Annotated in this window: 23 protein-coding genes; 19 read left to right on the top strand and 4 right to left on the bottom strand. The window is 51.7% G+C overall.

What is annotated here, in order from left to right:
- The first annotated feature begins 360 nt into the window (after positions 1-360).
- From ACJJIV_RS04485 to ACJJIV_RS04445, 9 genes are all read left to right on the top strand, one after another.
- A complete protein-coding gene (locus ACJJIV_RS04485; protein ID WP_444890894.1) occupies positions 361-561 on the top strand; it encodes a hypothetical protein in 201 nt (66 codons plus the stop codon).
- Positions 543-785, top strand: a complete 243-nt coding sequence (locus ACJJIV_RS04480; protein ID WP_444890893.1) for a hypothetical protein — start codon at positions 543-545, stop codon at positions 783-785. The genes ACJJIV_RS04485 and ACJJIV_RS04480 overlap by 19 nt, the downstream gene beginning before the upstream one ends.
- Before the next feature lie 9 nt (positions 786-794).
- Positions 795-1,010: a GNAT family N-acetyltransferase gene (locus ACJJIV_RS04475; RefSeq protein WP_444890892.1), complete on the top strand. Its 216-nt coding sequence runs from the start codon at positions 795-797 to the stop codon at positions 1,008-1,010.
- Between the two features lie 432 nt (positions 1,011-1,442).
- Entirely contained in the window at positions 1,443-1,958 is a 516-nt protein-coding gene (locus ACJJIV_RS04470) for a hypothetical protein (protein WP_444890891.1), read from the top strand.
- A 420-nt stretch (positions 1,959-2,378) separates the two neighbouring features.
- The gene (locus ACJJIV_RS04465; protein WP_444890890.1) at positions 2,379-2,903 is read left to right on the top strand and encodes a P-loop NTPase family protein; all 525 of its coding nucleotides are present in this window, start codon (positions 2,379-2,381) and stop codon (positions 2,901-2,903) included.
- A gap of 378 nt (positions 2,904-3,281) precedes the next feature.
- Positions 3,282-3,653, top strand: a complete 372-nt coding sequence (locus ACJJIV_RS04460) for a VOC family protein (RefSeq protein WP_444890889.1) — start codon at positions 3,282-3,284, stop codon at positions 3,651-3,653.
- Between the two features lie 171 nt (positions 3,654-3,824).
- Positions 3,825-4,163 carry a hypothetical protein gene (locus ACJJIV_RS04455; RefSeq protein WP_444890888.1) on the top strand — a complete coding sequence of 113 codons (339 nt, stop codon included), beginning with the start codon at positions 3,825-3,827 and terminating at the stop codon, positions 4,161-4,163.
- Between the two features lie 184 nt (positions 4,164-4,347).
- Complete coding sequence (locus tag ACJJIV_RS04450) at positions 4,348-5,091, top strand: sporulation protein (protein ID WP_444890887.1); 744 nt, start codon at positions 4,348-4,350, stop codon at positions 5,089-5,091.
- 146 nt (positions 5,092-5,237) lie between these two features.
- Positions 5,238-5,507, top strand: a complete 270-nt coding sequence (locus tag ACJJIV_RS04445) for a VOC family protein (RefSeq protein ID WP_444890886.1) — start codon at positions 5,238-5,240, stop codon at positions 5,505-5,507.
- Between the two features lie 106 nt (positions 5,508-5,613).
- On the opposite strand, the gene ACJJIV_RS04440 is transcribed toward ACJJIV_RS04445, so the two are convergent.
- The 3 genes from ACJJIV_RS04440 to ACJJIV_RS04430 form a co-directional block, all read right to left on the bottom strand.
- Complete coding sequence (locus ACJJIV_RS04440; RefSeq protein WP_444890885.1) at positions 5,614-6,666, bottom strand: NAD(P)H-dependent flavin oxidoreductase; 1,053 nt, start codon at positions 6,664-6,666, stop codon at positions 5,614-5,616.
- 237 nt (positions 6,667-6,903) lie between these two features.
- The gene (locus ACJJIV_RS04435) at positions 6,904-7,641 is read right to left on the bottom strand and encodes a TIGR04219 family outer membrane beta-barrel protein (protein ID WP_444890884.1); all 738 of its coding nucleotides are present in this window, start codon (positions 7,639-7,641) and stop codon (positions 6,904-6,906) included.
- 209 nt (positions 7,642-7,850) lie between these two features.
- The gene (locus ACJJIV_RS04430; RefSeq protein ID WP_252085156.1) at positions 7,851-8,723 is read right to left on the bottom strand and encodes a LysR family transcriptional regulator; all 873 of its coding nucleotides are present in this window, start codon (positions 8,721-8,723) and stop codon (positions 7,851-7,853) included.
- A 154-nt stretch (positions 8,724-8,877) separates the two neighbouring features.
- On the opposite strand from ACJJIV_RS04430, the gene leuC reads away from it, so the two are divergent.
- The 8 genes from leuC to ACJJIV_RS04390 all read left to right on the top strand — a co-directional run bounded on the left by leuC (position 8,878) and on the right by ACJJIV_RS04390 (position 19,874).
- A complete protein-coding gene (gene leuC / locus ACJJIV_RS04425) occupies positions 8,878-10,326 on the top strand; it encodes a 3-isopropylmalate dehydratase large subunit (RefSeq protein WP_252085157.1) in 1,449 nt (482 codons plus the stop codon).
- A complete protein-coding gene (gene leuD, locus ACJJIV_RS04420) occupies positions 10,326-10,973 on the top strand; it encodes a 3-isopropylmalate dehydratase small subunit (protein ID WP_252085158.1) in 648 nt (215 codons plus the stop codon). The genes leuC and leuD overlap by 1 nt, the downstream gene beginning before the upstream one ends.
- A gap of 30 nt (positions 10,974-11,003) precedes the next feature.
- Positions 11,004-12,062 (top strand): 3-isopropylmalate dehydrogenase, encoded by a 1,059-nt coding sequence (gene leuB / locus ACJJIV_RS04415; protein ID WP_444891693.1) that lies wholly within the window; start codon positions 11,004-11,006, stop codon positions 12,060-12,062.
- Between the two features lie 77 nt (positions 12,063-12,139).
- Entirely contained in the window at positions 12,140-13,255 is a 1,116-nt protein-coding gene (gene asd / locus ACJJIV_RS04410; protein WP_444890883.1) for an aspartate-semialdehyde dehydrogenase, read from the top strand.
- A gap of 190 nt (positions 13,256-13,445) precedes the next feature.
- Positions 13,446-14,441, top strand: coding sequence for an Asd/ArgC dimerization domain-containing protein (locus tag ACJJIV_RS04405; protein WP_444890882.1), 996 nt, complete (start codon positions 13,446-13,448; stop codon positions 14,439-14,441).
- 197 nt (positions 14,442-14,638) lie between these two features.
- Complete coding sequence (locus tag ACJJIV_RS04400; protein ID WP_444890881.1) at positions 14,639-18,067, top strand: motility hub landmark protein FimV; 3,429 nt, start codon at positions 14,639-14,641, stop codon at positions 18,065-18,067.
- A gap of 163 nt (positions 18,068-18,230) precedes the next feature.
- The gene (truA, locus tag ACJJIV_RS04395; RefSeq protein WP_444888439.1) at positions 18,231-19,124 is read left to right on the top strand and encodes a tRNA pseudouridine(38-40) synthase TruA; all 894 of its coding nucleotides are present in this window, start codon (positions 18,231-18,233) and stop codon (positions 19,122-19,124) included.
- Positions 19,125-19,262: 138 nt separating this feature from the next.
- Positions 19,263-19,874, top strand: coding sequence for a phosphoribosylanthranilate isomerase (locus ACJJIV_RS04390; protein ID WP_444890880.1), 612 nt, complete (start codon positions 19,263-19,265; stop codon positions 19,872-19,874).
- 113 nt (positions 19,875-19,987) lie between these two features.
- Here the strand turns inward: ACJJIV_RS04390 and ACJJIV_RS04385 are convergent, their stop codons facing one another.
- A complete protein-coding gene (locus tag ACJJIV_RS04385; RefSeq protein ID WP_444890879.1) occupies positions 19,988-20,215 on the bottom strand; it encodes a hypothetical protein in 228 nt (75 codons plus the stop codon).
- Positions 20,216-20,319: 104 nt separating this feature from the next.
- Between ACJJIV_RS04385 and trpB the strand changes: the two genes are divergently transcribed.
- Both trpB and trpA read left to right on the top strand, forming a co-directional pair.
- Positions 20,320-21,543 (top strand): tryptophan synthase subunit beta, encoded by a 1,224-nt coding sequence (gene trpB, locus ACJJIV_RS04380; protein WP_252085165.1) that lies wholly within the window; start codon positions 20,320-20,322, stop codon positions 21,541-21,543.
- Between the two features lie 92 nt (positions 21,544-21,635).
- Complete coding sequence (gene trpA, locus ACJJIV_RS04375) at positions 21,636-22,445, top strand: tryptophan synthase subunit alpha (protein WP_252085166.1); 810 nt, start codon at positions 21,636-21,638, stop codon at positions 22,443-22,445.
- Positions 22,446-22,494 lie beyond the last annotated feature (49 nt).

Raw genomic sequence — 22,494 nt, 5'->3', positions numbered from 1 at the left:
TTCAAGGTTTATGGCTCGTCAAATGGAAATTCTCAGAAGGTATCTTTCGTGGGTAAAATATAACACATAGCAATCCGCAGCAATCGCTCCCTTTGGTCGCTGGGACAGCCAAAACACTGCGTTTATTTGTTCGTCCCTTTGCGGGGTGTTAAGTGATACAAGGAGAGTAAATGAAATCATTCACAATAAATTTTTTTGGTCTAGTTGGAGCTTGGTACATGATAGATCTAACTTCCGAAAATTTGCTTAATTTAGTCTTCGCTCCGTTAGTATTTACGGGCTTCCTAATTTCTAGTGTACTGTGGTTTATAGTGAAGTTTGGAGTAACTTAGGGCTCTAGCTCGGACGGTCACTTTAGCGGTGGTGATTCTGGAGGTTTTGGAGATGGAGGGGGTGGTGATGGTGGGTGTTAAATCAGTTAACGAAGGCATGTTGTTCGCCGCTATCGCCGCTATCGCCGCTATCGCCGCCGAGCGGCTTACGCTACGCTTCACCGCCGCATGTGAATATTATGCGGCAAACCACAAACGAAAGGTTGAGAGATGGAATTGCAGCTATTAGCCGAGAATAAACAAGCGTTACCAATTGTTGCGGAGTGGTATTTTACGGAATGGGGTTACCTAAGGGAAAGCAATAGCCTGGCTAAAACTCGAGAATCGCTTTCTGACTACCTAAACACCGATAAAATACCACTTCTCGTTATAGCAGTTGAATCAGGAGAAATCTTGGGTGCGGCACAGTTGAAATATCGTGAAATGACTATTTACCCAGAAAAGGAACATTGACTCGGTGGTGTGTATGTTTCCAAGTCCCATCGCGGAAAGAAAATCGTAGAAGCAATCATTGACAGAATCATCTCACTAGCAGAACAGCTTGGTGTGTCGAAGCTCTATCTCCAAACGGAGTATCTAGACGGAGGTCTTTATAGCTGTTTGGGTTGGAATCCAATAGAAAAAGTTACTTATTGCGGCTTAGAAGTCCTTGTAATGGAGAGAGAGCTCACCGTATAACAAGGCAATGAATCAGATATTTTGAAGTATGCTTCCGCTGCGCTATACCGCGTATTTAGAATGCCGGTTATAGTGGCGGTCAATTTTTGGAAGGATTGTAGTTGCTGCAAGCTTCAATCTCTACTTGAGTACATTTCCCCAGAGTGTTTTTCTTCAAACTACTAGCGCATTTTCATTCAAGTGCCTTTCTTTTAAATCAATAAGTCCTACAAGCCTGATGCTTCATTGTGGAGTGCTAATCAGATAGTTAACTGGTAAGGAAAATATGCTATTTTACCCTGCAAATTTACCAGGCTGTAGCCAGTCAAAAATGGTTGGCAGGGAGCCGGTTGGTTGATCAGCCCGCTTTGACCGTAAATGGTCTGGCTGCTCCTGTTGGCAATGTTAATTGGCTATGTGGCTGATAGAGCCAAAGTTTAGGAATATGAATGCATGGATAATGTGAAGTGGTACAAAAAACCTGAGATGGTTGTTGCTTTCTCAGCTCTATTAATTAGTTTCGTTACGGCTATAGTTAGCATGTATTCTGCTTATGTAGATCGTGCTTATGCTCGAGCTTCTGTTTGGCCAAGGTTGGAAATACATCGTAATTTTAACACCACACGTTTTGAGTATAGTGTAACGAATAGTGGGAATGGTCCTGCTGTAATTAAGTATGGGATAGTTCAATACAAATCTGAGCCTATCAAATTTTGGAATGACATTCCAAATTTACCTAGTATTACTCAATCCCACATTAGTAATAGAATACTGTCGCCACAAAATACGGTTAAGCCATTATCATATACAGGCAAAGAATCAGATAAACTTGGCGAAACCGATAAATTTATAGGTATAGAGCTCTGTTATTGTTCAATCTATGAAGAGTGTTGGCTTATTGACAAACTTAATGAGCCCAAATCTGTTAATGGCTGCTTGGTTGACAAAACAATAGCTTTCTCGCAATAAGAAAATTCTTAACAGCATCAATCGTGATTCCAAGCTCGGCGACTTTATTGTAAAAGGTACAATAAAGTCGCCAAAATTGCGCCACAAACTATATTGGCGCTATAAGCTAAGAAATTACTGACACCGTTTTTAGTAGTTGTTTTTTCTTAGTTTCTGGGCTGGTATCTCCAATGACTAGAGGGAAGGTGGCCAAAGCGCAGTCCGGTGAGGTATTTTTATCAGGCAAGTGGTTGACATTGAGTGATGCTTAAATCAAGATGATTAGATGAATACAATTTCAACGCAACCAACTCCTCGAATTATTCTTATCATTCCATAAGAATGGTGGGATTGTTGATGTGTTACTAATTTATCAAACCCGCCAAAGAGGCGGGTTTTTTGTTTCTGCCTCTGGGGGTTGCACTAGATGAAGGAACTGGAATGAAAAAAATAGCAATCTTTGGCAAGCCAGCAAATGGGAAATCTACTTTAGGTAAAAAGCTAGCGTCAGTAACCGGTATAAAATTGTATGCTTTGGATTCCATTTTATATCAGCAGAGTGGTCAAGAAGTAGATCTTCTTAGCTATGAAGAGACTCACGGGAACATTCTCGCTTCCGAAGAGTGGATTATTGAAGGCTTTGGGCCAATAAGCTCATTGGATTCTTTTAATAGGCGTTTAGGCGAAGCCGATACGCTTATCTATATAGATTTACCTTACTTTGTTACCTATTGGTTAGTGACGAAGCGGCTCTTTACAGGATTGTTTAAGAAACCAGAAGGCTGGCCTAATGGGAGTTCCATTTTAAAGGGAACGCTTGAGAGCTACAAAATATTAAAGTTCTGCCCAAAATTTTGGAATGATAGATTTTTACAACGGTTGGAAAAGCTATCGACAAATAAAAAGTTGTATGTTGTTCGATCGATTTCTGAATTGAATAGCTTCATTGAGAAAAATGTGCAATAAATCACATTTGGTAATGTGGTACAAAAATTTCTACATCTGGTAATGCTGAAAGTATCGAAAAGTTATTTCTTCAGTAAGCTTCCGGTTGAGTTTGAAGCGACATCTGTGGGTAAGCCTTAGGTAGTCAGTAGGAATATTCATTTATCAGTTTTCGGATTTTATAGTGATGGAACCCATAAAATTAATGAAGGCGATTGCCTGGATTATCTGAATCTTAACTTATCTTTTATAAATGTTGATTTAACAAACCCTTTTTTCATGTGATTTCTATATAAATTCAAATAGAGTATGCATTGTGTTTGTAGTACCCTTAATACAGATTTGTCTGTTACATGTTCATTTCGGGTGTTTTGAAGTCACAACTAAAGGTATGTATTCATGATAGAGATCAGGAAACCCAATTTACAGTTAATTTATGTTTCGGATATAAAGCACTCCGCTGAATACTATCAAAATTTATTTAATTTTGAACCCTACTTTGTAAGCCCTAGATATGTAGTCTTTAAGGTTGATGGGGTTGCGGATTTTGCTATTTGGTCAGGTGGCGAGTCTCCAGAGCATGAGTCACCAAGATTTGCAGAGATTGGTATTAATCTTGAGACTGATGCCGAAGTGAAAGAGCTTTATAAAGAGTGGAAGGCGGATGCTGGGATAAATATATATAAAGACTTATATACAGATGTCTTTGGTGAGACCTTCTTGGTAAAGGATCCTGATGGTCATGTTATCCGTGTATCTTCTGCGGACTAAATGCTACTGTTTGTGGGGTTAATATGAATTCAATACACTGTCCATGTATGTGAAAGATTTACCTGCGTTTTTATTGTCCGTAGTGATTTTTCCAAATTTATATTGGGGTTTATTGTGGTGCGCTAAGAGCCAGTCAATATGCTGCTTTTAAATGCATAGGTGGAGAAATTTATGCTTCAAGTATTGGTATCGGCAGGTGTGGTTTTTATCTTGTTAAAGTTCCTTGAACGGGGTAAAAATCGAGGGTTGGATGGGTTTGCATCTATAGCTTTTGTTCTTGTGCCGGCATTGTTGATCTTATTGGCCAATATTGGAGCTGGGATAGTTGGAGTTGATAAGCGTTTTTTGGTTCTGCTAGCGCTTTTGTATTTTATCGTGCCCTTGTTTATGTTGCGTCTGCAGTTTGATTTATCTTGGGGGCGGTCATTTTTATATGGCCTTTTCGTTTTCTTGGTTGTGATAGTTGTTGATAGTTTGTTTTATCTGATGATCGGTTTTATTCGTAGATGATAGTTTTCCATTGGTTTCTATTCTTGGCAGATAGATTATTTATTTAAGTGAATATGCAGAGTAATCATTATTAGACTAAGGAAGATTTTTTCTGTCGCTGTGCTCCACCTGTGTGATCCTGCTTGTTTTATCGTAGGTGCTGTGTTTAGTATTGGTCGATGAGTTTTAATTGTTGGTAGAAATTATGTTGCAGAAGTTAAAGGCCTCTCTGGGAATTGGTGCGGCTAAGGTTGATACGGTACTGGAAAGCGCGAGTGTATTTCAGGGAGGGCTAATCACGGGGAATGTCCATGTTCAGGGGGGTGATATTGAACAGGCGATTGAAGCTATTAACTTAAAGCTTTGTACCGAAGTGAAAGTTGAAAATGACAATGGTACTAGCCATGTCAACATGATTTTGAGCGCTGTAAGAATTATGGAGCCATTTACCATTGGTGCTGGTGAGGGTAGAGAGATTCCCTTTGAATTCAAGCTAAACGATGAGACACCCATCACTGCATTGGTGGCTCGAAAGAATCAGTGTCGGGTTTGGTTGGAAACGGCACTGGATATTGATTTTGCCATTGATCCTAAGGATCGAGATTATCTGGAAATAAAGCCCTTGCCGGTGGTGCAGTCTATTATTGCAATGATTGAGAGCGAAGGCTTTGATTTGGTGAAGACAGATGTTGAAAAGGGCTATTTGAATGGGGGCGCTTTTTCTTCTAAATCTGGGTGCTACCAAGAAATTGAATTTAAGGGCGGTGGCTTCTTCGGGGCGAAGGAAATAGAACTTTCATTTATTTTGGATGGTGAAATGGTGCATTGCCTGGCCGAGATTGACCGTAGATTTGGCGGGAGCGGTGATGAATATCGGTCTTTCTGCTTCGGTATCAATGCCAGTGATAATGAGGTTCAAACTGCGGTTGGGGCAATTCTCTCCCGCTGATCTCGATTGTTATGTAACTTTCGGGCGATAGCCTCAGATGATCAACAATAAACCAAATGTTGCCGGGTAATAGCCCGGCTATATTTTGATTCGCTGCTCCTAAAAACAATATCTTACGTCAATTACCCTAAACAGGAGTGATTGTAGTGATTTCACATATTTCACTTGGTGCCAATAACCTGGAGCAGGCTCGCAGTTTTTATGGTCGGTTAATTAGCTTACTTGGGGGTAAGGAAATTTATGCGTCTGGTAGAGTGGTCTTTTGGGAATTTCTCAACTCCTCTACGAAACTCGCGCTCACTGTGCCTTTCAATAATGAGTCTGCCAACTTTGGTGATGGCACTATGGTTGCTCTTAAAGCCGAAAATAAAAAGGAGGTTGATCGTATTTTATGGCTCTTAGCTTGGGTGCTGTGAGCGAAGGTGAACTTGGCCATAGAGACCCTGGAGCCTTCTGAGGGGCTTATTTCCACGATCTGGATGGAAATAAGATAGCGATCTTTTCCCGCTGATGCCCTTCAGCTTATTTTGTGGCTTCCAGTTCGGCCACCAGGGTAGTAATCAGCTCTGCTGCGGGTAGTGCCCGGCATAGAGGGGCTCCCTGGCCGGCCCATTGCACGGCAAAGCTATCACTGTCTGCTGTACTTGAAGCGTTGGCGAGCGCTTTGCCAGCACTGTAGCAGATTGGGTAGTCAGGTCTTGTCGGGGCGTTGCGGTTTAGATCAGTGTAAAAGCGGTTGGAGATACCGCGAGCAGGGCGCCCAGAGATATTCGCAGTAACAGCAGTGTTATGGGCGTGCTCACTTTTAAGTGCTTTTCGGTAGTTTTCGTCAGCGGCGGACTCTGGGCAAAGTATAAATGCGGTTCCCATTTGCACAGCACTGGCGCCCAGGGAAAGAGCCGCATGTATTCCGGCTCCATCCATAATGCCTCCTGCAGCAATAATAGGCAGGTTGCTTTGGCAGCAAAGCAGGCGAACCAAAGCGAGTGTACCTATTTCCCGGTCTTCCTCAGGTACAAACACCCCTCTATGGCCACCGGCTTCTATACCTTGAGCAATTAAGGCATCCATTCCCGCTTCTTCTGCGGATTTTGCTTCCTCTGGGGTTGTAGCGGTGGCAATCAGGGTGATACCAGCATTTTTTAAAGCATTGATTGTGGCTTGATCGGGCAATCCGAAATGAAAGCTTACCACTGCGGGCTTTTCCTGCAGGAGCATCTCAAGCATCTCGCGGTTACCAAGAAAGCTTGGGTAGGGTTCGTGTAATATTTGTGGAGGTGTTGCCCCTAATTCTGAGAAATATGGAGCCAGGAAATTGAGCCAGGTGTCCTCACGTTGGGCATCTGCAACTGCAGGTTGATGACAAAAGACATTGACGTTGAAAGGGTGCTGAGTAAGTGCACGGGTTTGTTGGATTTTTTCGGCGGCTTTTTGCGGGGAGTAGGGGCCGAGCCCGATGGCGCCGAGTCCGCCCGCATTGGAGACGGCCGCAGCCAATTCAGGGGTAGATACACCGGCCATTGGTGCTTGAAGAATGGGGTGGGAAATTCCTAGTGTTTGCAGAAAAGGTTGCACTGCCCGCTCGCCTCGCTGTTCATGCTCAAAGGAAACTCTGGAGAGTTTACTGTGTTTCTGCGGCCCTCAGGAATACCTAGTGGGATATTAAGCGGTGATGTTGAGAGAGGTTCGTGCTTCGCATTGCGGTATCTCAAGGGGCGAAATTATGAACCCACCTTAGGGGAATTCCGGCGCGCTAGCTATAGCGTGCCGGAAGTAATTTGCGAATCGATGTGAATGATTCAGGGCTTGGGCTTACAGGTGCAGGTTGAGGCCAATATAGGCCCCTTTGATTTCAATATCGCTTTGCAGATCATCCAGCTCATCGAGGTTTAAGGTCATTACGCGGTAGCCGGCCTCAATCGCCAGGTCCACAGCAGGTACGAAATCCCAGCGAACTTTTGCAGTGAAATCTGTGAGAGTATCGCCGCGATAAGCTGTGCCATTGCCCTGAGCAATAATGGACCAGCCGCTAAATGGCAAGTCAAACCGGGCCATTCCGTAAGCCATTGGCAGGTAGCCAGTTAGCTGGATATTTTCGGCGCGGTCTTCACTAATGGCGGTAAACTCACCGTCATACTTACGCGCGGTAATTCCCAAGTCCAGATTTACCCAGTTATCCAGAATTTCGTAGTAGAAGGTGGCGTCGGTATGGGTGAGGTCGAGATCGGTGTTGATGGTTGCGCCGATCTGGAAGGTTTCATCGTCGAAAGTCACAGTGCTTTGCAGTTCAGCGCTGCCATCGGTATCAATATTGCTGTGTGCAAGCATGATATTGGGTACTAAGGGGATCGGGTGCTCCAGTGCGGCCTGGATAAAGGTGATGTGGTCCTCGCTGAGGGAAAGCTCATCTACATTGAAATCATCTTTACCAATATCCCCGTTGTAATTTGGCAGCCAGGCACCGATGCTGGCATCAAAACCGAGAACTGTATCCGCGTTGGCGGTAGCGCTGCTGAGAAGGGCGCACAGTGCAATAGCAGATTTCTTCATGAGCTTCTCTCCGTGATAAATTTGTCGCGGAGTGTACAGGGTTATTTTTTTTCTGTTGCTGTAAGTTGCACATTTTTACAAATTTGTCGGCCAATAGAGCGAACTGACGTTTATATGATGTTTCTGTTTCCTTGAAATAGTGTGAAGTCATGTCAGAAAAGTGGCATGAATTATAAGGAATCTCGATCAACCAATTGCCAAATAGAAATTCACGGGTTTGCTTCAAAAAGCATCTGCTGCAGTGCGCTGGCAGCATTGCTGAGCGTGCGGCCACGATGGCTGATTACGCCGAGGTTACGCAGGACCTGCAATTTTTTTACCGGTAATACCGCCAAACTCTCATCCACCAAGGTTTGGGGTAAAACGCTCCAGCCCAGTCCGACACAGGCCATCATTTTGATCGTCTCCAAAAAATTGGTGGCGAGCTTGGCGGTGAGCTTTAAGCCCAAGGCGTCGAACTCCCGCTTGATCAGCCGCCCGGTATAGGTGTTGAGATCCGGCAAGATCGCGGGGTAGTTGGCTAGGTCAGCCAGTTCCAGCTCAGGGATTCTGGTGAGTGGGTGGCCGGGTGCAGCCACTACCACACAAGGGTCTGGCCAGATGACTTGTGCGTTTAGGTGGGGGTAATCCTTGAGGGCCAGGGTAACTACGGCCAGTTCGTACTTGGCGGCCATTAGGGCTTCGTAGGCTTGCTCAGAATCTACAAAGTCGATATCCAGGGCAACCTGTGGGTAGCGATTGCTGAATTCCTTCAGCACTGGCGGCAGATGGTGCAGGCCCACATGGTGGCTGGTGGCGATACGCAGGCTGCCGCTGACATTATTGCCAAGGGCGCGCAACTCCTGCTCGGTATCGCTGATTTCGTTGAGGATATGGCGAGCGCGGGGCAGTAGGGCGCGCCCGGCATCGGTTAGTTGCAGGCGCCGGCCGATGCGGTCAAACAGCGGGGCCTGCAACTGCTGCTCCAGGGCTGCGAGGCGCTTACTAGCCGCGGGCTGGGTCAGGTGCAGCTGTTCTGCAGCCCCGGATACCGAGCCCTGCTCGGCAATTGCCAGGAATGCCCTCAACCACTGAATTTCCAATCGGTATACCTCCTAATAAGGGAACTCTGGCCACGGTAGCGCCTCAGAGTAAAGTTCAAATTCCATAAAGGAATAGATTGAATAATAAATATAAATTGGTGTTATTTTCCAGGCCTAGTTAGACTCGGGGTCACAATTATTGAGAGGAACGGCTGTGGCAGGGCAAACACTCTACGACAAACTCTGGCAGGACCACCTGATCAAGACCCGTGACGATGGCTCCGCACTGATTTATATCGACCGTCATCTGATTCATGAGGTGACTTCCCCCCAGGCCTTTGAAGGGCTGCGCCTGGCTGGCCGCAAACCCTGGCGCAGGGACTCCCTGGTCGCCACTCCCGATCACAATGTGCCATCCGAAAGCGCTGAACGCGCCGCCGGTGTCAGTGGTATCCGCGATGATATCTCCCGTATTCAGGTGCAGACCCTGGATGAGAACTGCCGGGATTTCGACGTGGTGCAGTTCGGTATCAACGAGCCGGGGCAGGGTATTGTGCATGTGATTGGCCCGGAAACCGGGGCTACTCTACCGGGGATGACGGTCGTATGCGGTGATTCCCACACCTCCACCCATGGTGCTCTGGGGGCTTTGGCCCACGGTATTGGCACCTCAGAGGTGGAGCATGTAATGGCCACCCAGTGCCTGATCCAGCGCAAGATGAAGAATATGCTGGTGCGTGTGGATGGGACTCTGTTTCCCGGTGTTACTGCCAAAGATGTGGTACTGGCGATTATCGGCAAGATCGGTACTGCCGGTGGTACTGGCTATGCCATTGAGTTCGGTGGTGAAGTCATCCGCAAGATGTCCATGGAAGGTCGCATGACCGTGTGCAATATGGCTATCGAAGCCGGTGCCCGCGCGGGCATGGTGGCGGTAGACCAGATCACCCTCGATTACGTGAAAGGCAAGCCCTACGCGCCAAAAGGCGAACAGTGGAATCGGGCAGTTGAGGCTTGGCGTCATCTGCACTCCGATGACGATGCGGATTTTGATCAGGTTGTAGTACTACAAGGTGAGGAAATTGAGCCCCAGGTGAGCTGGGGGACTTCGCCGGAAATGGTTGTGCCCATCAGCGCCAGTGTGCCGGACCCCGCCGCCGAAACCGATGCCACCAAGAGTACCGGCATGCTGAGAGCTTTGGAGTATATGGGTCTGAGTGCCGGGCAGAAGATCAGTGATATTCGCCTCGACCGTGTCTTTATCGGCTCCTGTACCAATTCCCGTATTGAAGACCTGCGCGCAGCAGCCGCTGTAGCCAAGGGCCGCAGCAAGGCCGACAGTGTTAAGCAGGTATTGATTGTACCGGGCTCCCAGGCGGTCAAGGCCCAGGCGGAGCGCGAGGGGCTGCACGAAATTTTTGTCGAAGCCGGTTTCGAGTGGCGCGAGCCCTCCTGTTCTATGTGTCTGGCAATGAATGCGGACAAATTAGGAGCTGGAGAGCACTGCGCCTCCACTTCCAACCGCAACTTTGAAGGGCGCCAGGGTTACGGCGGTCGCACGCATCTGGTTAGCCCAGCGATGGCAGCTGCGGCGGCGATTGCCGGACACTTTGTTGATGTGCGCGAGATGGCACCAGTGCAAGCGCAAGAGGAGATGGCCTGATGAGAGCATTTACTCAGCACCAGGGCCTCGTAGTGCCCATGGATCGCGCCAATGTGGATACGGATCTGATTATTCCCAAGCAGTTTCTGAAGTCTATCAAGCGCACTGGCTTCGGCCCCAATTTGTTTGATGAATTGCGCTATCTGGATGAGGGTTTTCCCGGCCAGGACTGCTCAAACCGCCCGATCAACCCGGATTTTCCTCTGAACTTCCCCCGTTATGAGGGTGGCTCGGTGCTGCTGGCGCGGGAAAATTTTGGCTGCGGCTCCAGCCGTGAGCACGCCCCCTGGGCGCTGGAAGACCATGGTTTTCGTGCAATCATTGCACCCAGTTTTGCCGATATTTTCTTTAACAACTGCTTTAAAAATGGGTTGCTGCCAATCGTTTTGCCAGAAGAGGTCGTGCACCGCCTGTTCGAGGAAACTCACGCGCAGGAAGGTTACACGCTCACGGTCGACCTTGAGCAGCAGCATATACATAAGCCCTGTGGTGAGGCGATTGCCTTTGAGGTGGATGCCTTCCACAAGCACTGTCTGATCAATGGCCTCGATCATATCGGCCTGACCCTGGAGCACGCTGATGATATCCGCTCCTATGAGGCGGCTCGACGAGAAAAAGCCCCGTGGCTTTTCGATGCGGTTCAATAATTAAAGGAAATTCCTGTGACAAAGAAAGTGATGATCTTGCCGGGTGACGGCATTGGCCCGGAAATTGTTGAACAGGCCATGGCTGTGCTGGAGGCCGTATCCGGTAAATACCATTTGGGCCTTAGCTTTGAGCAGGGCCTGATTGGTGGTGCTTCCATCGATGCACACGGCGAGCCCCTCACCGACGAAATGCTCAAGGCCGCAGGCGAATGTGATGCGGTATTGCTAGGTGCTGTCGGTGGGCCCCAGTGGGATACCCTGGCGCGTGAAATTCGTCCGGAAAAGGGGTTGCTGAAAATCCGCAGCGGGCTTGGCCTCTATGCCAATCTACGCCCGGCCATTCTCTATCCGCAACTGGCCGACGCCTCTTCGCTCAAGCCGGAGGTGGTGGCTGGGCTGGATATTCTGATTGTGCGCGAACTCACCGGTGGAATTTATTTTGGTGAACCCCGCGGAATTCGCACCCTGGAAAATGGTGAGCGCCAGGGTTACAACACCTACGTGTACAGCGAATCGGAAATCGAGCGTATCGCGCGCTCCGCATTTGAAGCGGCGCAAAAGCGCAATGGCAAGCTCTGCTCCGTCGATAAAGCGAATGTATTGGAAGTCACCGTGCTCTGGCGCGAAGTGCTGGACCGCCTGGCGCCGGAGTATCCGGATGTGGAGCTGTCGCATATGTACGTTGACAACGCCGCGATGCAGTTGGTGCGTGCTCCCAAGCAGTTCGATGTCATGGTAACCGGCAATATGTTCGGTGATATCCTCTCCGATGCCGCTGCCATGCTCACCGGTTCTATCGGAATGCTGCCTTCTGCCTCCCTGAACGAAAATGGTTTTGGTCTGTATGAACCCTGTCATGGCTCCGCCCCGGATATTGCCGGGCAGGGCATTGCCAACCCCCTGGCCACTATCCTGTCTGCGGCGATGATGTTGCGTTACTCCCTGAATATGGGTGAGGCGGCGGATGCCATTGAGGCTGCGGTAAGTGAGGTACTGGAACAGGGGCTGCGTACCGCTGATATTTACACAGAAGGTTGCCGTAAAGTTTCCACAGCGGAGATGGGTGCCGCTGTTGTCGCCGCGCTGTAAGCACGCGGCGTCACATTTTACTATCGCGCCGCTTTCTCGGTGGCGCACGCTGATCACATCACTAACAGGACAAAGCAATGCAGAAAATAGGTTTTATCGGCTGGCGTGGAATGGTCGGCTCGGTATTACTGGAACGCATGAGCGCCGAGGATGACTTTGCGCATATCGCTGAACCGATCTTCTTCTCCACCTCTAATGCTGGCGGCAAGGCGCCGGATATTGGCCGCGATCTGCCGCCACTTGCAGATGCCTACGATATTGATGCGCTGGCAGGGCTGGATGCCATTGTCAGTTGCCAGGGCGGTGATTACACCAAAGAGGTTTTCCCGCGCCTGCGCGAGGCCGGTTGGCAGGGCTATTGGATCGATGCGGCATCCAGCTTGCGTATGCAGGAAGACGCGGTAATCGTACTGGACCCGGTCAACCGCGATGTGATCGACCGCGCAATTGCTGTCGGGCAGAAGAATTTTATCGGCGGCAACTGCACTGTCAGTCTGATGCTGATGGCCCTGGGCGGACTGTTCAAGGCCGGTCTGGTGGAGTGGGTGAGTGCCATGACCTACCAGGCCGCCAGCGGTGCCGGCGCCAAGAATATGCGCGAGCTGATTACACAGATGGGTGCGATCCGCGACGGCGTGGCAGCAGAGCTGGAAAACCCTGCCAGCGCCATTTTGGATATCGATCGCAAGGTGGTTGCGGGCATGCGTTCGGCAGATTTCCCCACTGCGCAATTTGGCGCGCCTCTGGCCGGCAGCCTGTTGCCCTGGATTGATACTCAGTTGGAGAATGGCCAGAGCCGTGAGGAGTGGAAGGCCCAGGTGGAAGCCAACAAGATTCTGCAAACCCAGAGCCCAATTCCAGTAGATGGCACCTGTGTGCGTATCGGCGCGATGCGCTGCCATAGTCAGGCCTTTACCGTGAAGCTGAAAAAGGATTTGCCGCTGGTAGAAATCGAGCAGTTGCTGGACAGTGCTAACGATTGGGTCAATGTAGTACCCAATGAGCGCGAAGCCACTTTGCAACAGCTGACGCCCACGGCGGTTACCGGCAAGCTGGATATTCCGGTGGGGCGCCTGCGCAAGTTAAGCATGGGTCCAGAGTACCTGAATGCCTTTACTGTGGGCGATCAATTACTCTGGGGGGCGGCAGAACCGCTGCGCCGTATCTTGCTGATTTTGCTGGGTAAGCTGTAACTGGTACAGTTTGGTATAAGTTATCTGGAGGCGCTTATTGCAGCACTTGTTAATAGAGGACATTTTGCCAAGCTGTGAACCCCATCAAGTAAAAAGCCGCTACTGGTTGTCATAGCGGCTTTTTCGATTTTTCCCCACGGGTATAATCGCCCCCTCATTTTTCCTTTCCAACTCAACGAAGTGAATAGCCATGTCCGAAGCCGCCCGCGAATTGGTCATCGTCGGTGTTGATAACGCCGCCTTTGCCCCTCTGCTTGAAATCCTGGAGGAGCGGGAAATTATTACCGCCGAGCAGCTGTGTTTGCTGGAGAGCGAGGAGCGCGAAGTGGACCCCCAGGTGTTCGCCAATCGCAGTATCTCTGTACAAGCCCTGGAAAAATTCGCTTTTGCTGAGGGGCAGGTGGTGATTTTGCTGGACTCCAGCGATGCCATTAACGCGGCGATGACCAGCGCTGAAAACAGTGGTGCCTGGGTGGTGGATGCGGCCAACAATACCCGCGGCGATGAGAGCGTTGCCCTGATCCATCCGGCATTTAATGCGGCGGAACTGGCTAACGCAGAGCGCCGTCTGGTGGCATTGCCCAGCGCCGGTGCGGCCATGGTAGCCGAGGCGCTATTTCCACTGGCAGAACAACTGCAGGGTGTACAGGTGCAACTCAATCAGCCTGTATCTGCACTGGGTAAAGCCGCCATCGATGCCACAGCGGCACAGACAGCGCGTATGTTCAGCGGTCAGGAAGCGGAAGTCGACCCCGCCATTGGGCACCGCCTCGCGTTTAATCAGCTCAGTGCCAGTGAAGCCCTGCTCGCCAGTGGCCACACGCTCGGCGAACTGACGTTGATACACGATTTGCGCCGTTTGCTCGGCGATAACGTTGCGGTGGATGCCAGCATTAACACCGTTTCTGTGTTTCACGGGCAGCTGGCCAATTTGGGTATCGTTTTACGCGAAGACGTGGACCTGGAAAAAATACGCGCATTGTTAGCCAATGGTGTGCGCCTTCAGTTGGCAGAGCAACCCTCGGCGGAAAACGCTGTGGGCAGTGACGTGACAATCATCGGTCGCCTGCGGCAAAGCCTTTTGGGCAAGTGTCAGATAAATCTTTGTGCGGTGTCGGATAATCTGCGCAAAGACGTTGCAATGAACTGTGCACAAATTGCTCACTTGTTGCTAAAAAACTACTGATACTTAATACTTAGCCGCCATAGTGAAGGTGTTATCTTAACTTTGGTCCGGCTGCAAATGGCGAAATAATCGCCAAGGTTGGTGGCCGCCTGCACGGCGGTCAAATAGTCGAACGATTACTGTTCAGTAATGGGGATTTTCTGAAGGCGCGCTTTTCAGATGCCCTGGGAAGATTCTAACAATAAAGGGAATCGGATATGCGTGTGCGTAAGTTGGCACTTGCAGTTGGTCTAGTCGGTGCACTGGGAAGCAATGCGGCTCTGGCGCTCGGACTGGGGGAGATCAAACTCAACTCCACCCTTAATCAGCCACTCGATGCGGAAATTGGCCTGTTGCAAATCCGCGGTCTAGACGATGCTGAGATCAAAGTGCGCCTCGCGGGGCCGGATGAATTTGACCGCGCAGGTGTGGAACGCTCTTACCTACTCACTTCACTGCGTTTTGATGTGGATTACTCTGGTGGCAAGCCGGTGGTCCGTATTACCAGCCGCGAGCCAATCCGCGAGCCTTTCCTGAATTTCCTGGTGGAAACCCGCTGGCCCAGTGGCCGCTTATTGCGTGAATACACCCTTTTAATGGACCTGCCGGCGTTTTCACCAAACAGCGCCCAACAGCCGGTGCGCGCCGCTGAGCGCGAGCGCCAGCAGGTACGCCGCGACACCCAGGTGCAGAGGCCCGCGCCGCGCCCGGTACAGCCTGCCCAGCAACCGGTTGCCCAGCCTGAAGTGGAGCAGCCCGCAGAAACACCAGCGGCGCAACAGCCCGAGCCTGTGCGCCGTCAGCCGCAGCGCGCTGCCACAGATAGCAGCGACAGCAGCCAAGTTTACGGTCCGGTTTCCTCTGCCGATACCCTGTGGGAGATCGCCCTGGAAAATCGTGTGAGTCGTGATTTTTCCGTTCAGCAAACTATGTTGGCGATTCAGCGCCTGAACCCGGAAGCTTTTATCAACGGCAATATTAACCTGTTGAAAAAAGGTGCTGTGCTGCGTCTGCCAAACAGTGATGATTTGCGCAGCCTGAGCCTCACCGAGGCAATCTCAGAGGTCGCCCAACAGAATGATTCCTGGCGCCAACGCAGCAGTGTTGAGGAAGTCGCCACGGGTGCGCCGCTGGATGCGCGCCCGGTGGAGGAAGAACGCATTGTCAGCAATGAGGTTGAGGGGCGTGTCAGCCTGACTGCGCCCGGCGACAATGAGTCTGTAATTTCGGGTTCTGGAAGCGGTGCAGAAGACAGCGAGGCGCTGGAAGGCGACCTGACGGTGGCTGAGGAAGAGCTGGATAAATCGCAGCTGGAAAATACCGAGCTGCGCGAGCGTATCGCCGAACTCGATGAGCAGATCGATACCATGGAGGCCTTGGTAGAGGTTTCCAATGAGGAGATGCTTGCGGTGCAAGCCGCAGCCGAATTGTCTGACCCGCTCCTTGATACCAGTGATATTGACAGCGCTGAGCTGGCAGATAATACGCTGGGGAGTGATGAGACGCAGCTGGACGAGTCCCTCGCCGCTGAGTCTCTGGATGACGCAACAGAACAGAATGATACGCAGGTCGCTGAAACTGAACCGCAGTCGCGCAATCGCGTAGTGTCTGTTCAGACCCAGCCCGAGCCCAGCCTGATGGAGAAGCTTGGCGACAATATGCAACTGGTCGGCATCGGTGCCGCGGGTTTGCTAGTGGGCCTGTTTGGCTTCTTTACTTGGCGTCGTCGCCAGGCTGAGCAGGAAGCAGAGCAGCAACTGGAGCAACAGTTGGCCGCAGAGGAATCTCTGCAGGTGATGCCGGAAGAGACCGCTGAAGCTGATGAGACATTGGCTGCCGTAGAGAGCATGGAAGCCGATAACGCTTTCGACCTCGGCGATCTGGGTGATGTGGGCACCGATGACCCCATCTCCGAGGCCGAGATTCACCTGTCCCTTGGGCAGTACGAAGAGGCAGAAAGTAAATTGCTGCTGGGCCTGGAAAAAGATCCCCAGGTGGTAGATGCACGCCTGATGTTGATGGAAGTTTACGCCCACAATCAGGACGTTGAGAAGTTCGACGATCACTACATCCAATTGCTGGCTATCAGCGATGGCCCTGCGGCCGACCGCGCCGCGCGCCTGCGTGAAACTATTGTTGATGCTCCAGACTTTGAAGCCCCGGCGATGGATTTTTCCAGCGAATCTCTGGAAGCGGCGCAACTGGATGATATCGGTGCTGCACTGGATCAGGATTTCTCCGCAGCAGAACCGGCCCAGTCCTCTATAGACGATTTTAATGGCGACAATTCACTGCTTGACGACCTCACCATGGATCTCTCCCAGGATGGTGAGAAGCTGGATAGTGAGAAAGCAGATGGCGAATTAGCCTCTGAAGAACTGTCTCTCGATTTGGAGGATAGTTTTACAGAATCTGCGCTGGAGGCGGGTGAATCCCTCGATCTGGACAATGAGTTCAACCTTGATGACTTGGATCTCGATGGTGCCTTTGACAGCGAGCAGGATGGTTCTCAGCTGGCGTCCAACAATAATGAAGAGCTAAACCTCGACGACCTCGATCTTGGTGAGTTGGATCTCGGTGATCTGAATACAGGTGAAACTTCGGAATTGGCATTGCAAGACTCGCCAGTAGAGGAAGTTGCCGCCGAGAATGCGTCAGACTTGGCGCCAATTGATTTCGATACCTCAGAATTGGATCTTGATTCCCTGGCGCTGGATAGCGCTGAGAGCCATGAGGTGGGTGCCGACGAGTTGGTAGCGGAGCCCGAAGAGTCTGCAGTGGCGGCTGACAAGGCGAAGTCCGGTGGATCTATTGGTGGTCTGGACTTCGAGTTGGATCTCTCCATGATGGAAGAGGCCGCGCAAGAGCCGCAAGCCGATGAGGCCCTGGCGATTGAGGAGAGTCTTGAGACCCAGGAACTGGACTCTCTGGAGGCTGATCTCGATATTACGTCCAGCGCGGGTAGCGAGGATGAGCTCTCACTGGAGACTTTCTCCGAGAGTGACCTGGATATGATTGGTTCAGAGCTCGATGGGGAACTGGACCTCGACAGTATTAATCTCGATGATATTGCCGGGGACCTTGCCTCTACTGAATCTCTGCAGAGTGAAGATGGCGCCGCTGTAGCGGATACTACTGTGCCCAATAGCCTGCCCCAGGAAGAGGATCTCGATTTTGATATGGCCTCTCTGGAAGCGACTGGAGAGAAGCTGTCCCTCGATGGGGCTTCAGTAGAAGAAGAGTTTTCTCTCGAGGAGGAGCTGGCCCTGATTGATGAGTCCACCGATGGGGATCTGTCTACCGGTCTGGACCTCGAAAGTGATTTGGGGTTGGAGGCTACGGCAGACCAAGCGCAGGGACTCTCTGAGCAAGAGTCCCAGCAGCAAGCGGGTGAGGCTGTTGCCACTCAGCAGCAGGAGACCGAGTCTGAATTTGCCGGCTTGGATTTCAACTTGGAAAATGATCTCAACTCCGAACTGAGCCTACTCGAAGGCGGCGATGAGATGGGTACCAAGCTGGAGCTGGCCCAGGCCTATATGGATATGGGTGACAAAGAGGGCGCCAAGGATATTCTCAAAGAAGTGGCCCAAGATGGCGGCGGCGAGCATAAGAGTCGCGCAGAGGAGTTGTTGGAGCGCATGGTTTAAGCGCTTCGCAACTCCGTCTGAAAAAACCTCGCACTGGTTGCGAGGTTTTTTTATGTTGTCGGAGAATTCCCGGTTTCCCCCAGTTTATATCCAGATTGTTGGATTTTGCTTTTTTACGCTCTCCTCGACTTTGAGGTGGCATCAATAGAGTAATTTTGCCGTTATGACGCAGGCAATTGAACGCGAATATATTTACAAGGCCAATGGCGAAGTTCCCCCTGGCGAGCAACTGCCCGAGGGGTTGCGTCGTATTGCGCTGGGAGTTGAGTACTGCGGTGCGCGGTTACACGGTTTTCAAAAGCAGAAGTCAGCGGCGGAAACTGTGCAGGCCCACCTGGAGCGTGCCCTGTCAAATATTGCGGCAGAGCCGGTCACCCTGGTCTGTGCTGGGCGCACTGATGCCGGTGTGCATGCCACCAATCAGGTGATTCATTTCGATACCCGTGCCCAGCGCCCGGAGCGCGCCTGGGTTCAAGGGGTGAATACCAAGTTACCGGATTCTGTGCGTGTGCGCTGGGTTCGTGAGATGCCGGCGCAATTTCATGCGCGTTTTTCCGCCCATGCGCGGACTTATCGCTATTTGATTCACAGTGCCCCGACCCGCTCGGCGCACAGCTCGTCAGAGGTGACCTGGACCCAGCATCCACTGGATCTGGATGCCATGCGCGAGGGGGCGAAGCACTTGATTGGCCGCCAGGATTTCACCAGTTTCCGCGCTTCCCAGTGTCAGGCCAAAAGCCCTGTGCGGGAAATTACCCGCTTGGATATTGCCCGTGTTGGCCAGCTGATCGTGCTGGAAGTGAGCGCCAATGCGTTCTTGCATCATATGGTGCGCAATATTACCGGTGTGCTGATGGCGGTGGGCCGGGGTGAGCGCAGCTCGAGTTGGGTGGGAGAAGTGCTGGAGAGGCGCGACCGCTCCGCGGGTGGAGTTACCGCGCCGCCATTTGGTTTGTATCTGGTGGATGTGCAATACCCGAAGGAGTTTCAGTTGCCTAGCTGTGATCCGGGTCCTCTGCTGGTGCCTCTGCCGCTCGGCTCACTTGCACAGCCTTAACAGCTAGCTTTTGCTTCCGATGCAGCCGTGAGGCTGCTACGCCACTTGAATAGCACGCGTTTCGCCCCCGGTGTCAATCTGCTAGTATCCAGCGTTCCCTCATTTTTGTTGGCCGCTCGGCTGGCTCCAGGTTAAGCGATGCAAGTGAAAATTTGCGGCATCACCCGTGTAGAAGATGCCCTGATGGCGATTGATGCCGGTGCGGATGCACTGGGATTGGTTTTCTACAAGGCGAGTCCCCGCTATATCGATCCGCAGGTTGCGGCAGTGATTGCCGAGGCGGTTCCTCCCTTTGTTACCCTGACCGGCCTGTTTGTGGATGCTGCCCAGAGTGAAGTGGACCAGACTTTGGGGTTGGTTCCTCTTAATTTATTACAATTTCACGGTGAGGAAGCTGCCCGTTACTGCGAACAGTTTCGCCGGCCCTATATCAAGGCCCTGCGTATGAAGGAGGGCTTGGATGTTGTCGCAGCAATGCAGGAGCACCCCAAAGCACGCGGGTTTTTACTGGATGCCTATCGCCCTGGTGTTCCCGGTGGTACCGGTGAGACTTTTGACTGGGATAGGGTTCCTCAGGAAAGCGGCCGGTCCATAGTACTTGCCGGTGGACTGACAGCGGATAATGTTGCTGCAGCAATATCGGCAGCGCGGCCTCTGGGCGTGGATGTCAGCGGCGGCGTAGAGCAGGCGCCGGGTATCAAGGATCGACAAAAAGTGAGTGCTTTTATTCGTGCAGCTAAGAACAACTAGCTGGCGAGACAGAATATTTTAGCGCCACAAGAATGTGTCGCTGCCGGCAATGTCGGCGCGAGCCAGTAAATCCACGCATCTGCGACAGTATTTTCTGGCGGTGTTTGAATAGTTCAGGAGGAACTATCGCTACATAGGATGAAAGCGGCACAGGGAAGTGGCGCCGCCGGCATTGCCGGCGCGAGCCAGTAAATACCAGCAGATCCACGCATCTGCGGCAGTATTTTCTGGCGATGCTTGAATAGTTCAGGAGGAACTATCGCTACATAGGATGAAAGCGGCACAGGGAAGTGCCGCCGCCGGCAGTGCCGGCGCGAGCCAGTAAATACCAGCAGATCCACGCATCTGCGCCAGTATTTTCTGGCGATGCTTGAATAGTTCAGGAGGAACTATTCAAGCATTAATAAATAGGCAAATAGTTTAAAAACCACGTGACCCACGGAGTATGAGTGTGAGTAAGCCAGGTGCTATCGATTTTTCCACCTTCCCGGATGCGAGCGGACATTTTGGTCCCTACGGCGGTCGCTTTGTATCGGAGACGCTGATCAGCGCACTGGATGAGCTTCAGGCAATGTATAGTCGCCTGAAAGATGATCCGGATTTCGTCGCTGCCTTTGATCACGATCTGGCGCACTACGTAGGCAGGCCATCGCCGCTGTATCTTGCTGAGCGACTGACTGAGCAGGCGGGCGGTGCGCGAATCTGGCTTAAGCGCGAAGATCTCAATCACACCGGTGCACATAAAGTAAATAACACCGTGGGTCAGGCGTTGTTGGCCAAGCACAGCGGTAAGAGTCGTGTTATTGCCGAAACCGGCGCAGGCCAGCACGGTGTGGCCACCGCTACCGTGGCCGCGCGTTTGGGGTTGCAGTGCACCGTTTATATGGGCGCTGAAGACGTCAAACGCCAGTCCCCCAATGTCTACCGTATGAAATTGTTGGGTGCCGAAGTCGTACCGGTGGAGTCCGGCTCCAAGACCCTCAAAGACGCCATGAATGAGGCCATGCGTGACTGGGTAACGAATGTCGATAATACTTTTTACATTATTGGTACAGTGGCTGGTCCTCACCCCTATCCGCAATTGGTGCGGGATTTCAATTCTATTATCGGTCGCGAAGCGCGCCGTCAGAGTCTGGAGCGCTTTGGTCAGTTGCCCGACGCCCTGGTGGCCTGTGTCGGCGGTGGTTCCAATGCTATTGGTCTGTTCCACCCCTTCCTCAATGATTCAGAGGTGAAGATGTTTGGCGTTGAAGCTGGCGGTGAAGGCCTGGCCTCCGGTAAGCACGCGGCGCCACTCAACGATGGTATTCCCGGTGTTCTGCATGGCAACCGTACTTACCTGATGGAAGATGAGGACGGCCAGATTATCGAAACCCACTCCGTTTCTGCTGGCCTCGATTACCCCGGTGTTGGCCCCGAGCACGCCTGGCTCAAAGATATCGGCCGTGTGGAGTATGTTACCGCCGATGATAAAGAAGCGCTCGATGCCTTCCGTCGTCTCACCCGCACCGAGGGTATTCTGCCGGCGTTGGAGTCCAGCCACGCGGTTGCTTATGCGATGAAGCTCGCAGCTGAAATGGCGCCTGAGCAAAATATCGTGGTGAACCTCTCCGGCCGGGGGGACAAAGATATTTTCACCGTTGCCGCTATCGATGGCATTGAGGTTTAGAGGCGTTCTGCCCTCCTGCCCGGGTGGGCGTATCGAAATAATCGTGACCAAGTGAGCTGGCACTAGGCCAGAAGTAGCTCAGGGAATACACAGTGACAGAACAAAATAGAATTGATCGCCGCTTTGCGAGACTGCGTGGTGAGGGCCGCAAGGCCCTGGTAACTTATATCGTCGCCGGCGATGGCGGCCTGGATAATACCGTGCCGTTGATGCACCAGCTGGTGGCCAATGGGGCGGATATTATTGAGTTGGGTGTGCCTTTCTCCGATCCCATGGCTGAGGGGCCGGTAATCCAAAAGGGGCATGAGCGCGCCCTGGCCAATGGCGCCTCGCTGCGCAAGTGCCTGGCGTTGGTGAAAGAGTTCCGCCAGGTGGATGCGGAGACCCCGGTTATCCTGATGGGATATGCCAATCCGATCCAGCGTATGGGCGAGCGCGAGTTTGCCGATGCGGCGCTAGAGGCCGGTGTTGATGGTGCCCTTACGGTGGATTTACCTGCGGAAGAGTCGGGTCCGCTCAACAAGCTATTGGCCGATCGCAATTTGCGCAATATCTTCTTGCTGACGCCCACCACCACTGAGGAGCGTATTCGCGAGATTACCGGCCTGGCCAGCGGTTTTGTGTATTACGTCTCCCTGAAAGGGGTCACAGGTGCTGGCCATTTGGACCTGGATTCTGTGCGCGATAACCTCGAACATATTCGCCGTTTCACCGATCTGCCCTTGTGTGTGGGTTTCGGTATCAAAGATGGCAGCTCAGCGCGCTCAGTCAGTGCCCATGGCGACGGGGCGGTAGTGGGCAGTGTACTGGTGTCCGCGGTGGATGAAGCTGCGGACCTAGTTGCAGCCAAGGCGAGGCTGGGGGAAATCGTCAGCGAGATGCGCCAGGCACTGGACCGCTAGGCTTTCACCCAAGTTTAAGCGAAAAACTGGCCAGATCACCAAAAATAGC

It is taken from the genome of Microbulbifer mixtoriginis (SeqCode), from assembly GCF_052466765.1.
The sequence above is the reverse complement of the archived record's forward strand: the minus strand, read 5'-3'. Positions and strand labels throughout refer to the sequence as shown.